This window comes from Dactylosporangium sp. CA-233914 (genome assembly GCF_050942935.1).
Classification (GTDB): Bacteria; Actinomycetota; Actinomycetes; order Mycobacteriales; family Micromonosporaceae; genus Dactylosporangium.
This window is the reverse complement of record NZ_CP192030.1, coordinates 8,693,972-8,707,980: the sequence shown is the minus strand read 5'-3', so window position 1 is coordinate 8,707,980 and position 14,009 is coordinate 8,693,972. Positions and strand designations below refer to the sequence as shown.

12 protein-coding genes are annotated in these 14,009 nt (G+C 75.1%); 11 read left to right on the top strand and 1 reads right to left on the bottom strand.

The window, feature by feature from the left end:
- Positions 1–34 precede the first annotated feature (34 nt).
- The 4 genes from ACQPY0_RS38910 (at position 35) to ACQPY0_RS38895 (ending at position 3,896) form a co-directional block, all read left to right on the top strand.
- A complete protein-coding gene (locus tag ACQPY0_RS38910) occupies positions 35–559 on the top strand; it encodes a PadR family transcriptional regulator (RefSeq protein WP_432972628.1) in 525 nt (174 codons plus the stop codon).
- Positions 556–1,233, top strand: a complete 678-nt coding sequence (locus tag ACQPY0_RS38905; RefSeq protein ID WP_432972625.1) for an ABC transporter ATP-binding protein — start codon at positions 556–558, stop codon at positions 1,231–1,233. Before ACQPY0_RS38910 ends, ACQPY0_RS38905 begins: the two co-directional genes overlap by 4 nt.
- Positions 1,230–3,623, top strand: coding sequence for an FtsX-like permease family protein (locus ACQPY0_RS38900; RefSeq protein ID WP_432972622.1), 2,394 nt, complete (start codon positions 1,230–1,232; stop codon positions 3,621–3,623). Before ACQPY0_RS38905 ends, ACQPY0_RS38900 begins: the two co-directional genes overlap by 4 nt.
- A 75-nt stretch (positions 3,624–3,698) precedes the next feature.
- A complete protein-coding gene (locus tag ACQPY0_RS38895) occupies positions 3,699–3,896 on the top strand; it encodes a hypothetical protein (RefSeq protein ID WP_432972619.1) in 198 nt (65 codons plus the stop codon).
- 27 nt (positions 3,897–3,923) lie between these two features.
- On the opposite strand, the gene ACQPY0_RS38890 is transcribed toward ACQPY0_RS38895, so the two are convergent.
- Complete coding sequence (locus tag ACQPY0_RS38890) at positions 3,924–7,124, bottom strand: AfsR/SARP family transcriptional regulator (RefSeq protein ID WP_432972616.1); 3,201 nt, start codon at positions 7,122–7,124, stop codon at positions 3,924–3,926.
- Positions 7,125–7,265: 141 nt separating this feature from the next.
- On the opposite strand from ACQPY0_RS38890, the gene ACQPY0_RS38885 reads away from it, so the two are divergent.
- The 7 genes from ACQPY0_RS38885 to ACQPY0_RS38855 are packed head-to-tail and all read left to right on the top strand — an operon-like array spanning position 7,266 to position 14,004.
- On the top strand, positions 7,266–7,616 hold the full coding sequence (locus tag ACQPY0_RS38885; protein ID WP_432972614.1) for a cupin domain-containing protein: 351 nt from the start codon (positions 7,266–7,268) through the stop codon (positions 7,614–7,616).
- Positions 7,609–8,973: a class I tRNA ligase family protein gene (locus tag ACQPY0_RS38880; RefSeq protein WP_432972611.1), complete on the top strand. Its 1,365-nt coding sequence runs from the start codon at positions 7,609–7,611 to the stop codon at positions 8,971–8,973. The genes ACQPY0_RS38885 and ACQPY0_RS38880 overlap by 8 nt, the downstream gene beginning before the upstream one ends.
- Positions 8,973–9,986: an FAD-dependent oxidoreductase gene (locus ACQPY0_RS38875; RefSeq protein WP_432972608.1), complete on the top strand. Its 1,014-nt coding sequence runs from the start codon at positions 8,973–8,975 to the stop codon at positions 9,984–9,986. Before ACQPY0_RS38880 ends, ACQPY0_RS38875 begins: the two co-directional genes overlap by 1 nt.
- The gene (locus ACQPY0_RS38870) at positions 9,973–11,259 is read left to right on the top strand and encodes a SidA/IucD/PvdA family monooxygenase (protein ID WP_432972605.1); all 1,287 of its coding nucleotides are present in this window, start codon (positions 9,973–9,975) and stop codon (positions 11,257–11,259) included. The genes ACQPY0_RS38875 and ACQPY0_RS38870 overlap by 14 nt, the downstream gene beginning before the upstream one ends.
- The gene (locus ACQPY0_RS38865) at positions 11,256–11,573 is read left to right on the top strand and encodes a hypothetical protein (protein WP_432972602.1); all 318 of its coding nucleotides are present in this window, start codon (positions 11,256–11,258) and stop codon (positions 11,571–11,573) included. Before ACQPY0_RS38870 ends, ACQPY0_RS38865 begins: the two co-directional genes overlap by 4 nt.
- Positions 11,570–12,787, top strand: coding sequence for an ATP-grasp domain-containing protein (locus tag ACQPY0_RS38860; RefSeq protein WP_432972599.1), 1,218 nt, complete (start codon positions 11,570–11,572; stop codon positions 12,785–12,787). The genes ACQPY0_RS38865 and ACQPY0_RS38860 overlap by 4 nt, the downstream gene beginning before the upstream one ends.
- On the top strand, positions 12,784–14,004 hold the full coding sequence (locus ACQPY0_RS38855; protein ID WP_432972596.1) for an MFS transporter: 1,221 nt from the start codon (positions 12,784–12,786) through the stop codon (positions 14,002–14,004). The genes ACQPY0_RS38860 and ACQPY0_RS38855 overlap by 4 nt, the downstream gene beginning before the upstream one ends.
- Positions 14,005–14,009: the final 5 nt, after the last annotated feature.

Genomic DNA, 14,009 nt, shown 5'->3' with positions numbered 1-14,009 from the left:
ACGGCATGTATACCTGTCGTGTAGAGTGCTTGGCATGTCCATCGGTCAAGCGTTCCTGGGGCTGCTCGAGGCCCGGCCCCGCCACGGCTACGACCTGAAGCGGGCCTATGACGAGCGCTTCGGCGCCGATCGCCCGCTCGCCTACGGTCAGGTCTACGCGACCCTGTCCCGGCTGCTCAAGCACGGCCTGGTCACCGTCGACAGCGTCGAGTCGGGCGAGGGCCCCGACCGCAAGCGCTACGCGATCACCGACGCGGGGGTCGCCGACGTCGAGCACTGGCTCGCCCAGCCGGAGAAGCCCGAGCCGTATCTGCAGAGCACCCTCTACATGAAGGTCGTGCTCGCCCTGTTTACTGGCCGCGCGGCCGCCGACGTGCTCGACACCCAGCGGGCCGAGCACCTGCGGCTGATGCGCGAGCTGACCCGCCGCAAGGCCGCCGGCGACCTGTCCGACCAGCTCATCTGCGACCACGCCCTGTTCCACCTCGAGGCCGACCTGCGCTGGCTGGAACTCACCGCCGCGCGCCTCGACGACCTGGCGAAGGACGTCCGGCGATGACCGCATTGCTTGCTGCCGAGGACCTGCACAAGACGTTCGGGTCGACGCCCGCGCTGGCCGGGGCCTCGATGTCGGTCGCGGCCGGCGAGGTTGTCGCGGTGATGGGGCCCTCGGGCTCGGGCAAGTCCACGATGCTGCACTGCCTCGCCGGGATCATCCGGCCCGACTCCGGCCGGGTGCTGTATCGCGACCAGGAGCTCTCCGCCCTCTCCGACGCCCGCCGCAGCGCCCTGCGCCGGGGCGAGTTCGGCTTCGTGTTCCAGTTCGGCCAGCTCGTGCCGGAGCTCACCTGCCTGGAGAACGTCGCCCTGCCGCTGCGCCTGGACGGCGTGCGCCGCCGCGACGCCGAGCAGCGCGCCCGCGACTGGCTCGACCGGCTGGAGATCGACGACGTGGCCCAGAAGCGCCCCGGCGAGGTCTCCGGCGGCCAGGGCCAGCGGGTCGCGGTCGCTCGCGCGCTGGTCACCGGCGCCCGCGTGGTCTTCGCCGACGAGCCGACCGGCGCGCTCGACTCGCTCAACGGCGAGCGGGTCATGCGCCTGTTCACCGCCGCGGCCCGGGAGAGCGGCGCCGCCGTCGTGCTCGTCACCCACGAGCCCCGCGTCGCCGCCTACTCCGACCGCGAGATCGTCGTGCGCGACGGCCGCGCCCTGGACCTGGAGCGGGCCCGATGACCTCGCCCCGCGCCCACGGCCGCCCAGGCCCGCTGCGCCGCTGGCTGTCGGAGGTCGGCCTCGGCGCGCGGCTCGCGCTCGGCGGCGGCCGGGAGGGGCTGCTGCGCACCGCGCTGACCGCGCTGGGCGTCGGCCTGGGGGTGGCGGTCCTACTGCTGTCGGTCTCCGTCCCCAGCATCCTCGACGGCCGCCACCACCGCACCGACGGCCGCGACGACCTGCACTTCACCGGCGACACGCCACCGAGGACCGAATCGACCCTTCTCATGCTGCGGGTCGACGACGTCTACCGCGACCGCTCGGTGACCGGCCGGTTCCTGCACGCCGAGGGCGCCCGCCCGATCCTGCCGCCGGGAGTGTCCGCGCTGCCGCCGGACGGCTCGATCGTCGTCTCCCCGGCGCTGCGGGACCTGTTCGCCACGCCCGGGGGCGCCCTGCTGCGGCAGCGATACCCGCAGCCGATCGCCGGCACCATCGCCAAGGCGGGCCTGTCCGGCCCCAACGAGCTGTATTTCTACGGCACCCGCGACGACCTGACAGAGTCCGACTCGAGGGTGCAGCGGCTGTCCTACTACGGCTCGGCGAGCAGGGACGATCCGCTCCCGCCGATCCTGCTGCTGCTCGTCGTGGTCATCTTCGTCGTCCTGCTCATGCCGGTGGCCATGTTCGTCGCGGCCGCCACCCGCTTCGGCGGCGAGCAGCGCGACCGGCGGCTCGCCGCGGTCCGGCTCGTCGGCGCCGACACGTGGATGACCCGCCGGATCGCCGCCGGCGAGGCGGTGGTCAGCGCGGCGCTCGGCGTGCTCCTCGGCCTCGCGGTCTTCTACGCGGGTCGCGGCTTCGCCGAGCGGTTCGAGCTGTCGGACATCAGTGTGTACGCCTCCGACATCCACCCCGCCCCGGCACTTGCGGCCCTCATCGTCGTCGCCGTGCCCCTCGCGGCGCTGCTCATGACCCTGCTGGCCCTGCGCCGGGTCGTCGTCGAGCCGCTCGGCGTGGTCCGCCGGGCCACCGCGCGGGCCAAGCGGCGCATCTGGTGGCGCGTCCTGCTGCCGCTCGTCGGCGCCGCCCTGATCGTGCCGCTCATCGGCGACAAGGCGCACCGCTTCAACGTGTGGCAGGCCGCCGCCGGCATGATCCTGCTCCTGCTCGGCGTCGCGACCCTGGTGCCCTGGCTCTTCGACCGCCTGGTCGCCCGCCTCGGCGCCGGTGGCCCGGTCGCCTGGCAGATCGCGGTGCGCCGCCTGCAGCTCACCGGCGACAGCGCCCTGCGGGCCGTCAACGCGGTCGCCGTCGCCGCGGCCGGCACGATCGCGCTGCAGATGCTCTTCGCCGCCGCCCTGGCCGAGAACACCACCGCGACGAAGCAGGACGTCGCCGAGGCCCAGGCCATGGTCATGGTCAACCAGAGCCGGCTGAGCCCGGTGCAGGGCCCGGCCGACATCGCCGCGGAGCTCGCCAAGACGTCCGGGGTGACGGCGGTGCACACGTATCGCCAGAACTACGCCCGCGTGGACGACGGCCCTCTCGATCCCGGCTCCGGAGCCGACTTCTTCGAGATCGTCGTGGCCGACTGCGAGACGCTGCGGATGCTGGCGACCCTGCCCGGCTGCGCCGACGGCGACGCGTTCGCGGTCGACCCGGCCTCGTTCGCCCAGCCGAACATGGCCGGCCCGGACACCACGGCCCTCGCCGGCAAGCCGATCGTCATCGACAAGGGCTCCGGCGGGGACGAGGGCGACCCGGGCCTGCGCTGGACCGTGCCTGGGCAGCTCAAGACGGCCAGGGAGCACCGCGACGCGTACGGCATGGACCACGACGGCCTGCTGCTGACCCCGTCCGCGGCCCCGCCGTCGTGGACGGCCGGGGTCTACCTCACCCTCGTGGGCCTGGACCCGGGCAACCCGGACGCGGCCGAGCATCTGCGCAACGCGGCCATGCGCATCGGCCCGACGACGAACGTGAGCATCCTGGCCTCGCACGCGACCGACAAGACCTTCGCGAGCATCCGCCGGGGCCTGTTCGCGGGCGCGACGGTCGTGCTGGTCCTGGTCGGCCTGAGCCTGCTGGTCGGCACGGTCGAGCAGCTGCGCGAACGCCGGCGGACGCTGGCCGCGCTGGTGGCCTTCGGCACCCGCCGCGCCACGATGGCGTGGTCGATCCTGTGGCAGACGGCCCTGCCCGTGCTGCTGGGCCTGGTCGTCGCCGCGGCGATGGGCGTCGCGCTGGGCGCGGCGTTGCTGCGCATCGTGGCGGTCGAGGTCCGCCTGGACTGGCCGGGCGTGGGGATCGTCGCCGCCATCTCGGCGGCGGTCGTCCTGCTGGTGACGGCCGCGAGCCTGCCGCCGCTGTTCCGCCTGATGCGCCCGGAGGGCCTGCGCTTCGAATAGACCCGCGGCCGCCCCGGCCGAGCCCGCCGCGCCGCGGGCCCGGCCGGGGTTGCGCCCGGGTGGTGTACTGGTCCCGTGATGACGTGGGCGCGGCCGACCGGGATCGGCTTCCTCGTGCTTGCCGTGCTGGCCGGGATCGCCGTGCGGGTCGAGATCGGGCACGAGCCGACCTCCTGGATGCTCACGGCCGTCTACGCCGTCCTGGGGGTCGTCGCGGCGGTCATCGGGGCGGCGCTCATGGTGCTCGGACAGCGGGCCAGCAACCGGCGCTGAGGGGGTCCAGGGGGAGGACTCCACGCGTCAGGGGGAGGACTCCACTACCTGGGCGCGGGCCAGCGCGGTCTGGGTCCGGATCTCGGCGGTGCGGCTGCCGCTGGCGTGGTGGGCCTGCGCCGCCTGGCGGGCCGCCCGCAGCGCGCGCGGGCGGTCGCCCCGGGTCAGGTGGATCTCGGCGATCGTCGTCAGGGCCTGGCTCTGCAGCAGCCGGAAGCCGCTGCGCTCGGTCAGGCGTAGTGCCCGCTGCGCGTGCTCCAGCGCCGTGTCCAGCCGGTCCAGGTCGTGCAGGGCGCCCGCCAGGCCGATCGACGCGGCGGCGCGGTGGTATGCCGTTCCCACGTCGCTGAGCAGGGCGCTCGCCTCGCCGTACAGCTCGGCCGCGCGGTGGGGCCGGCCCACGCCGCGGCTCGCGTCGGCCAGGGCGATCAGGGCCTGGGCCGTGCCGTAGCTGCCCTCCAGGTCCCGCGCCGCGGCCACCGCCGTCGTGGCCAGGTCCAGGGCGTGGTCGTGGTGGCCCAGGTCGTTGTGGATGGCGGCCAGCAGCGACAGGATCGTCGTCTCGTGGAAGCGGTTGCCGACCTCGCGGCACAGGGTCAGGGCCTGCTCCGCGCGGGTGAGGGCATCCTGGAGGCGGCCCATCGCGTGGTACGTGCCGGCCAGGGACTCCAGCAGGTAGGCGGTCGTGCGGGCCGCCTCGCCCAGCGGCTTGGCCATGCGCAGGCTCTCGTCGAAGCACCGCATCGCCTCGACCAGGCGGCCGGTCACGTGATGGTGGTGGCCGAGGGAGTCCAGGAACGCGACCAGCAGGTGGGTCGAGCCGTGCTCGCGGGCCAGGGCGATCGCCTTCGTGTGCTGCTCCAGGGCGTCGTCCGGGCGGCCCAGCTCGTCGTAGAAGATCCCGAGGTTGTTGCGGGCGCAGGCCAGGCCCTCGAACCAGCCGCCGGCCCCGGCCAGGCGGATGGCCGAGCGCAGCGACTCCACGGCCTCGTCGTGGCGGCACAGCCACTGGTTGGCGTGCGCGAGGCCGATGAGCATCGCGGCCTGGCCGTTGACGTCGGCGTACATCTCCGCGGCGGCCAGGCCCGCGCGGCTGACCGCCTGCCAGGCGAACAGGTGACCGCCCTGCGACAGGAAACCGCGCAGGGCGTCGGCCAGGCGCCAGGCCATCTCCGGGTAGCCGTCGGCGACCGCCTGGCGGACCATGGCGACCAGGTTCTGGCGCTCGGCGTCCAGCCAGGCGCGGGCCTGGGCGGTGCCGCAGAACTCGCCGGCGGCGGAGCTTTCGCCGTACGGCAGGCGAACCAGCTGCGGATAGAGCTGCCGCGCGGCGGCGTCGACGCTGCCGAGGTACCAGTCGTAGATGCGCCGCAGCGCCGTCTCGCGCTCCTGCGCCGGGTCGTCGCCGGTGCTGCGGGCGCGGGCGTAGGAGCGCAGCAGGTCGTGGAACGTGAAGCGGTCCGGCGCGGACTCGACGACCAGGTGGGCGGCGGCCAGGCGGTCCAGCAGCGCTTCCGCCTCGGCGCTCGGCCGGCCCGCCAGCGCGCCGGCCGCGGCCGCGGTGAAGTCGGTGCCGGGGGCCACGCCCAGCAGGCGGAAGAGGCGCTGGGCGTCGGCGGGCACGGAGCGGTAGGAGACCTCCAGCGCGCTGAGCACGGCCCGCTCGCCGTCGACGGCCAGGGCCGTGAGCGGGTCGGCGGCGCGCAGCTGGGCGACGTGGGCGGCGAGGCCGCGGTGGGGGTGGTTGGTGAGGTCGGCGGCGCTGATGCGCAGGGCCAGCGGCAGGTAGGCGCAGGCGGCGGCGAGCTCGGCGGCGGCCTCCGGCTCGGCGGCGACCCGGTCCGCGCCGAGCATGTCGCTCAGCAGGGCTCGCGCCTGCTCCGGCGGGAGGATGTCGAGCGTGATGCGGCGGGCGCCGTCGTGCGCGACCAGGCCGGTCAGCCGGTCCCGGCTGGTGACGACGACGAGGCAGCCCTGGCCGCCGGGCAGCAGCGGGCGGACCTGCTCGACCGAGCGGGCGTTGTCGAGGAAGAGCAGGACGCGGCGGCTGGCCAGCATCGAGCGGTACAGCGCGGAGGCCGCGTCCAGGTCGTCCGGCACCCGGTCCTCGCGCAGCCCCAGCGAGCGCAGCAGCCCGCCGAGGGCCTCGATCGGCGGGACCGGCCGGTCGAAGGAGGCGTAGCCGTGCAGGTTCACGTAGAGCTGGCCGTCGGGGAACCGGGCGGCGACCCGGTGGGCCCAGTGCACGGCGAGGGCGGTCTTGCCGACGCCGGCGGTGCCTGCGATCGCGGTGATGACGACCGGCCCGCCGCCGGACGCGGCCTCGGGCAGCATCGCGTCGAGCCGGGCCAGCTCCTCGTCGCGCCCGACGAAGCCGGGCACGTCCGCGGGCAGCTCGGCCGGGGTGGGCGGGCGCGCGGACAGGGCCATCGGCGGCTGCGGCACGGCCACCGGGGGCACCGGATCGCGGGGCGCGGCCTCGGTCTGCGGGTCGGAGCGCAGGATCTGGCCGTGCAGCTCGCGCAGCTGGGCGCCGGGCTCCAGGCCGAACGACTCGCGCAGGGTGCGGCGCAGCTGCTCGTAGGAGTCGAGGGCGGCGACCCGGCGGCCCTCGCGGTGCAGGGCGATCATGAGCTGGCCCCGCAGGCGCTCCCGCAGCGGGTGCTCGGCGACGAGCTGCGTCAGCTCGGCGATGCGCTCGTGGTGGCGCCCGGCGGCCAGCTCCACGTCCATGAGCTCCTCGGTGGCGGCCAGGCGCAGCTCGTCGAGCGGGTCGGTGACCCGCCGGCGTAACCAGGGGCCGGCCACGTCGGCCAGGGCCGGGCCACGCCACAGCCGCAGGGCGGTGCGCAGGAAGGCGGCGGCACGGTCGGGGTGCTCGCTGGTGCGGGCCCGGGCCACCAGCATCCTGAACCGGGCCACGTCGACCTGCTCCGGCGCGACCTCCAGGGCGTAGCTGTCGCCCTTGGTCACCAGGCGCACCCCGTGCCCGGCCGCGTCGGCGGCGTTGAGGTGTCCGCGCAGCCGGGCCACGACCACCTGCAGGGCCGCCCGCGGGTCCGGGGGCGGCTCGCCCTCCCAGATCAGCTCGGCGAGCCGCTCGTTGTGGATCGGGCGGCCGCCCTCGAGCAGGAGCAGGGCGAGCAGGCAGCGCTCCTGCCGCCAGCCGAGCTTGATCGGGCGGCCGGCGACGTCGGCCTCGACTGCGCCGAGTAATCGAAACTGCACGATCGAACACTATCGCTGAAACGCAACGTCGTTCGGTAACGGATTATTCGAGCCTGATAAATGGGGCCGCAAGCGAACCGCAAGCGGGCGCGGCATCGCGCCGCAACCGGTGCGCAGGGGCCGGGCCCGATAGTGACCGCCATGCGGACGTATCAACTGGGCCGCGGGCCGAACCAGCCCGTCGGCGACGTGGACGTGTTCCGGTGGGACGGCTACGAGGGCGTGGGTGCGATGCCGTTCCGCGCGATGTGGTACCAGGTGCCGGCGGGCGGCAGCAGCCCCGCCGACCAGCACCCGGAGCTGGAGTTGTCGATCGTGGTGGCGGGCGCCGGCGCGGTCGAGGTCGACGGGCGGGCGCCGGTGGAGGTGCGCACCGGCGACGCGTTCCTGCTGGAGACCGAGGAGCGGCACGTCGTGCACAACCGCCGCCCCGACGAGCCCCTGGTCGTGTTCTCCGCCTACTGGTTCGCGAAGGAGGCCGGCAATGGCTGAGCAGGAGCCGCTCGTCGACGTCGTGTCGATCCCGCCGCCGACCGCCAACGGGCCGCTGCACGTCGGGCACCTCTCCGGGCCGTACCTCGCCGCCGACTTCGCCGCCCGCGCCGCCCGGGCCCGCGGCGAGCACGTGCTGGCCATGGCCGGCGTCGACGTGCACCAGAACTACGTGCTGACCCGGGCCGAGCTCGACGGCGTCGACGTGGACAAGATGGTCGAGGGCTACCGCGACGACATCGTGGAGGCGTTCCGCCGGGCCCGCATCTCCTACGACCACTTCGTCGACCCCCGCTCGCCCGGCTACGCCGAGGCGATGGCCGCGATGGTCGGCCGGCTGGTGGAGCGGGGCACGCTGCCGCTGCGGGAGCTGGAGCTGCACCGCTGCGCCGGCTGCGCCCGGACCCTGCACCACTCCTACGTCGAGGGCCTCTGCGGCGCCTGCGGCCACGAGGCCTGCGGCGGCGGCTGCGAGGGCTGCGGCGGCTTCACCTGCGCCCAGACGATGGTCGAGGTCCGCTGCGCCCGCTGCGGCGGCACCCCGGTGCCGTTCACCGCGACCGTGCCGGTGCTCGACCTGCAGGCGCACCGCGCGGCGCTGCAGTCGCTGTGGCTGCGCGCCGAGCTGCCCGTCGACGTGCGCGCGCTGATCGACACCGCGCTGCGCCGCCCGCTGCCGGCGATCCCGGCGGCGTACCCGACCGACTGGGGCGTGGCCCTGACCGGCCCGCTGACCGGAATGCGCGTCGACGTGTACGTCGAGGTCTGCCTGAACTTCGTGCGCGGCGTCGCCCAGGCCCTGCGCCCCGGCGTGCCCGAGGACCCGGCCGCGTTCGCCGACGTGTGGCGGCGGCGGGTCCGTGGTATGTGGAACTTCTACGGCATCGACAACGCGTACTTCTACGGCATCATGTGGCCGGCCCTGCTCGCCACCGCCGGCGTCGACCTCGGCCGCCTCGCCGGGATGAGCGTGGTGAACCGGTTCTTCACCCTCGACGGGTTCAAGTTCTCCACCAGCCGCAACCACGCCATCTGGGCCAACGAGCTGCTCGCCGAGGCCGACCCGGCGATCGTGCGGCTGTTCCTGGCGTTCAACCGGCCCGACCGGGTCGGCAGCGACTTCACCCGGGAGGCCTTCGAGGCGTTCGCCGCCCACGTCCGGCCGCTGCTCGACGGCGCCACCAGCGCGGACCCGCTGCCGCCGCAGCTGCTGGCGGCCGAGCGGCAGCGCGGCGAGCTCGCGCTGCGCTACGCCGGCTTCGACGCCCCGCTCGCCGCCCGCTCCCTGCTGGCCCTGCTCGCCGCGGGCAGCGACGACGCCGCGACCTTACGGTCCGTGCTCACCGGCGGCCGCTGATGCGGGTCGGCATCGTCGGGGCCGGGATCGCCGGGTCGCTGCTGGCCTGGCGGCTGGCGCGGGCCGGGGCGCAGGTCGAGCTCGCCACCGGCCCGGCGGGGCTGCGCGACGCCACTGCCGCGTCCGGCGGCGCGGTGCGCGGCTACGAGCCGCTGGCCGAGCAGCGCGAGCTGGCCAGCGCCAGCCTGGCCGAGCTGCGCGCCGACGCCACCCTGCGGCGCTGGGCCGGCTTCCGGCCGCTGCCGACGGTGATCGTCGGAACGGCCGAGGACGAGGCGCTGGCCGGGCTCGACGCCCGCCGCATCGGCGAACGGGAGCTGGCCGCGCTCGGCTGGGCCAACCTCGCGCCCGGCACCACCGCGGTGCTCGACGACGGCGGCGGGCGCATCGACCCGGGCGCGCTGCGCGACGCGGTGCTCGCCGACCTCGCCGATCGCGCCACCGCCCGCGTCGCGCCCCGGCTCGCCGGCGAGCCCGACGTGCTCGTGTACGCCGCCGGGGCGTGGACGCCGGGGCTGCTCGCCCGGGCCGGGCTGCCCACGCTCGGGCTGCGGGTGAAGGCGATCCGGTACACCGTGCACCGCTGCCGCGGCCCGCTGCCACCGATCTTCTCCGACGGCCCGCTGTACGGCATCCCGCTCGACGACGGCCACCTCCTCGCCGGCGTCGCCGCCGAGGAGTGGGGCGTCACCCCGGGCGCCCCGCCACCCCGCCCGCCGGCCGACGTCGCCGCCATGCTGCGCCGCCGCCTGCCGGGCCTGCGCCTCGGCCCGCCCGTGCGGCGGGCCGACGCCACCGACTGCTACGCCGACCCGCCGGTGCTGCGCCTGCGGGAGGTGCCCGGCACCGGTGGCCGGGTCCGGGCCTTCACGGGCGGCTCCGGCGGCGCGGCCAAGACCGCGCTCGCGGCCAGCGCCAAGGCGGCCGAGCAGATCCTGGCCGAGGTGCGGCACGACCGTGCCCCGGCCGACCACCCCCACCACACCCAGGAGGAATCGCGTGCCCACCCCTGATGCGCTGCCGTCCTATCAAGTGGCCGGCATCGGCGCCGGCCCGGCCAACCTCAGCCTCGCCGCCCTGTTCCCGGCGGCGAACCTCGGCAGCGGAGCCGCTTCGATCGCGCTGTTCGACAGCCAGCCGGGCCCGGCCTGGCACCCGGCGCTGCTGAGCCCGGGCGTGCGGATGCAGACGTCGTGGATGAAGGACCTCGTCTCGCTCGTCGACCCGCGCCACCCGCTGACGTTCATGAACTACCTGGTCACCTCGGGCCGGCTGTTCGCGCTGCTCAACGCCCAGTTCGACACGATCCCGCGGCTGGAGTACGTGCGCTACCTGACCTGGGCCGCCCGCCGCATCGAGGGCATCCACTACGACACCACGATCGAGCGGATCAGCTACACCGGCGACGGGTTCCTGCTGCACGCCGGCGGCCGCCCGGTCGCCCGCGCCGAGCACGTGTCGATCGGCGTCGGCACCCGGGCCACCCGCCCGGCCTGGATGGAAGGGCTGCCCGGCACGGCGTTCATCGCCGACGACCTCGGCCGGCGCATCGACGGCCTCTGCGCCGACCTCGCCGCCCCGATCGCCGTCGTCGGCGGCGGGCAGACCGGCCTGGAGTGCGTGCTGAAGCTCATCAACGCGGGCTTCACCGACATCCGCTGGCTCGGCCGGCGCCAGTGGTTCCAGACCATCGACGACTCGCCGGTCGCCAACGAGTTCTACCGCCCGGCGCACCAGCAGTTCCTGCAGCAGCTCTCCCGCGGCACCCGGCGCCGGCTCGTGGTCGAGCAGGGCCCGACCGGCGACGCGCTGACGCCGGGCGCGCTGCGGGTGCTGTACCAGTCCAACTACGACCGCATGCTGGACCTGGACCGGTTCCCGGCGGTGCTGTACCCGGGCCGCGACGTCGTGTCGGTCGCGGCCGACGGCGGGGACCTCGTCATGCGCTGCGACACCCCCGGCGGGCGCGAGGAGCACCGGGCCCGGCACATCGTCGTCGCGGTCGGGCGCGAGGCGAGCCCGGTGCCGTTCGACGACGACCTGGCCGAGCGGGTCGAGTACGACGACGACGGCGACATGCTCATCGAGCCCGACTACTCGCTGCGCTGGAAGGGCATGAACGGGCACCGCATCTTCGTGCTCAACCGGGCCCGGTACAGCCACGGCGTCCCCGACGCGAACCTCACCCTGCTGCCGGTACGCGCCGCGACGGTGATCAACGCGATGGCCGGCCGGCCGGTGTTCAACGTCGTCGACGACCTCTGCCCGGTGCGGTGGATCGCATGAGTACCTACGAGGGACTGATCGTGCGGCCCGAGCGCCCGAACGGGGCCGTCGGGCACTACCACCAGGACGGCTCGCTGGTCTGGGCCGAGTTCTCCGGCGGCCCGGTGCGCTCCGGCCGGCTGGTCGGCACCTGCGGCGCCGACGGGGTCATCAGCGCCGCCTACTGCCAGGTCATGGCCGACGGGGCGGTGGTCGCCGGCACCTGCGTGAGCACCCCCGACCGGCTCGCCGACGGCCGGCTGCGGCTCACCGAGCGCTGGCGGCGCGCCGACGGTTCCGTGGGCGTCTCGCGGATCGAGGAGGTGCGGGGATGACGGGCCGGCCGCGGGTGCTGCTGGTCGGCACCGGACATCGGGAGTACCGCGGCTATCTGCTGGAGCAGATCGCGCCGCAGTATCGCCTGCACCTGCTCAGCCCCGGCGAGCCCACGTGGGAGGCGCCGTACCTGTCCGGCTCGACCCGCACCCCGGATCTCAGCGACGTCGACGCGATGACGGTCACGGCCAAGGACCTCGGCGACGTTGCCGGGGTGCTGTGCTGGGACGAGGCGTTCGTGCTGCCCGTGGCCCGGCTCGCCGAGGCCCTCGGCCTGCCGGGCCCGGGATCGGCGGCCGTGGCCGCGTGCCGCGACAAGCACCTGACCCGCACCGCACTCGCCGCGGCCGGGGTGCCGCAGCCCGAGTCGGTCCTCGTGGCCTCGGTCGAGCAGGCCCTGGCGGCGGCCGCCCGGATCGGCTACCCGGTCGTGCTCAAGCCGCGCGCCCTGGCCGCGAGCCTCGGTGTCGTGCGCGCCGACGCGCCGGCGGACGTCGCGGCGCACTTCGCCTTCGCCCGCGACACCACGGTGCCGGGCGCGCCCGCCTACGAGGTGTCGGTGCTCGTGGAGAGCTACGCCGACGGGCCCGAGATCAGCGTCGACGCGGTCGTGCACGGCGGGCGGGTCACGCCGATGGTGCTGGCCCGCAAGCGGCTGGGCTACCCGCCGTTCTTCGAGGAGCTCGGGCACCTCGTCGACGCCGCCGATCCGCTGCTGCGCGACGAGGCGGTGCTGACGGTGCTGCGGCGGACCCACGACGCCCTGCGCTACCGCGACGGCGTCACGCACACCGAGCTGCGCCTCACCGCCGCCGGGCCGGTCGTCATCGAGGTCAACGCGCGCCTCGGCGGCGACCTGATCCCGTACATCGGCGGGCGCGCCACCGGCGTCGCCCCGGGCCTGGCCGCCGCCGCGGTGGCCTGTGGACGCTCGCCCGGCGTCGGCTGCGACCGGAGCATCGTCGCCGGGGTGCGGTTCCTCTACGCCGCGGCCGACGACACCCACATCGAGACCATCGGCTTCGAACGCGAAGGGCTGCCGGACGCCGTCGACCGGACCGTCGCGATCGCCAAGCCCGGAACCGTGGCCTCGCCGCCGCCGAAGGGCACCACGTTCGAGCGGCTCGGGTTCGTCACCGCGGTCGCGCCCACGGCGGCGCAGGTGTCGGCCGCACTCGACGCGGCCTCGGGTGCCCTGCGGGTGACGTCGTGACCGAGGTGCTGCAGGAACACGAGCGGCAACAGCGGGGCGATGCCGGCGTCCTGGCCACGCTGCGGGCGACGCCGGCGCCGGTCCGGGCGCTGCTCGCCGGCGTGCTGGTCAACCAGCTGGGGACGTTCTTCCAGGCGTACCTCGTGCTGTTCCTCACCGCCCGCGGCTTCACCTCGGCGCAGGCCGGCTGGGCCCTCGGCGTGTACGGCGCCGGGCTCATCGCGGGCCTGCTGACCGGCGGCTCGCTCGGCGACCGGATCGGGCCGCGCCCGACCACGCTGCTGAGCATGGCCGGGTCCGCGGTGCTGCTGCCGACGGTGCTGTACCTGCACCAGTACGCCGCCGTGCTCGTCGTCGTCGCGCTCGTCGGCGCCACCACGCAGCTGTTCCGCCCGGCGGCCGCGGCGATGCTCGCCACGCACACGGCCAAGCATCGCCGCGTGATGATCTTCGCGCTGTACCGCCTCGTGCAGAACATCGGCGCCACCACCGCGCCCCTGCTCGGCGCGGTCCTCGTCGCGGTCTCCTACGACCTGCTGTTCTGGGTCGAGGCGGCCTCCACGGCGGCGTTCGCGGCCCTCGCGATCTTCCTGTTCCCCCGCGGCGCGAAGGAGCAGGCCGAGGCCGGGCCGCGCGGCGGCTACGGGGCGCTGCTGCGCGACCGGCGCTACGTGCTGTTCCTGCTCGCCATGTTCCTCAACGTCTTCGTCTACGTGCAGTACGTCGCCGTGCTGCCGCTGGCGATGCGCGCCGAGGGCCTGGCGACCGGCTGGTACGCGGCGATGCTGTCGCTCAACGGGTTCATGGTGGTCGCCTTCGAGCTGCTCATGACCAAGGTGACCCAGCGCCGGCCGCCGCGCTGGGTGGCCGTGGCCGGGTTCGCGCTGCTGGGGCTGGGGCACTCGCTGTACGGCTTCCAATGGGGCCTGGCCGCCTTCGTCGCCGGCACTGTCGTGTGGTCCCTGGCCGAGCTGATCGGCGGCCCGACCATGTTCGCCTATCCGGCGCTCGCCGCGCCCGAGGAGCTGCTGGCCCGCTACCAGGGCGCCGCGCAGGCCATGTACGGCCTGGGCGCCGTCCTCGGCCCGGTCTGCGGCGTCGCGCTGTGGCTCGCGCTCGGCCCGCCGGTCTGGTGGGTCTTCGGCCTGGTCAGCCTGGCCGGGCTGGCCGCCGCCTGGACCGGGATGCGCCACGCCGGCGCCGCCCACGAGTCGTAGGAAGG

Coding starts and splice junctions, on each gene's coding strand:
- ACQPY0_RS38910 (WP_432972628.1), top strand. CDS start 35: ATGTCCATCGGTCAAGCGTTCCTGGGGCTGCTCGAGGCCCGGCCCCGC.
- ACQPY0_RS38905 (WP_432972625.1), top strand. CDS start 556: ATGACCGCATTGCTTGCTGCCGAGGACCTGCACAAGACGTTCGGGTCG.
- ACQPY0_RS38900 (WP_432972622.1), top strand. CDS start 1,230: ATGACCTCGCCCCGCGCCCACGGCCGCCCAGGCCCGCTGCGCCGCTGG.
- ACQPY0_RS38885 (WP_432972614.1), top strand. CDS start 7,266: ATGCGGACGTATCAACTGGGCCGCGGGCCGAACCAGCCCGTCGGCGAC.
- ACQPY0_RS38880 (WP_432972611.1), top strand. CDS start 7,609: ATGGCTGAGCAGGAGCCGCTCGTCGACGTCGTGTCGATCCCGCCGCCG.
- ACQPY0_RS38875 (WP_432972608.1), top strand. CDS start 8,973: ATGCGGGTCGGCATCGTCGGGGCCGGGATCGCCGGGTCGCTGCTGGCC.
- ACQPY0_RS38865 (WP_432972602.1), top strand. CDS start 11,256: ATGAGTACCTACGAGGGACTGATCGTGCGGCCCGAGCGCCCGAACGGG.
- ACQPY0_RS38860 (WP_432972599.1), top strand. CDS start 11,570: ATGACGGGCCGGCCGCGGGTGCTGCTGGTCGGCACCGGACATCGGGAG.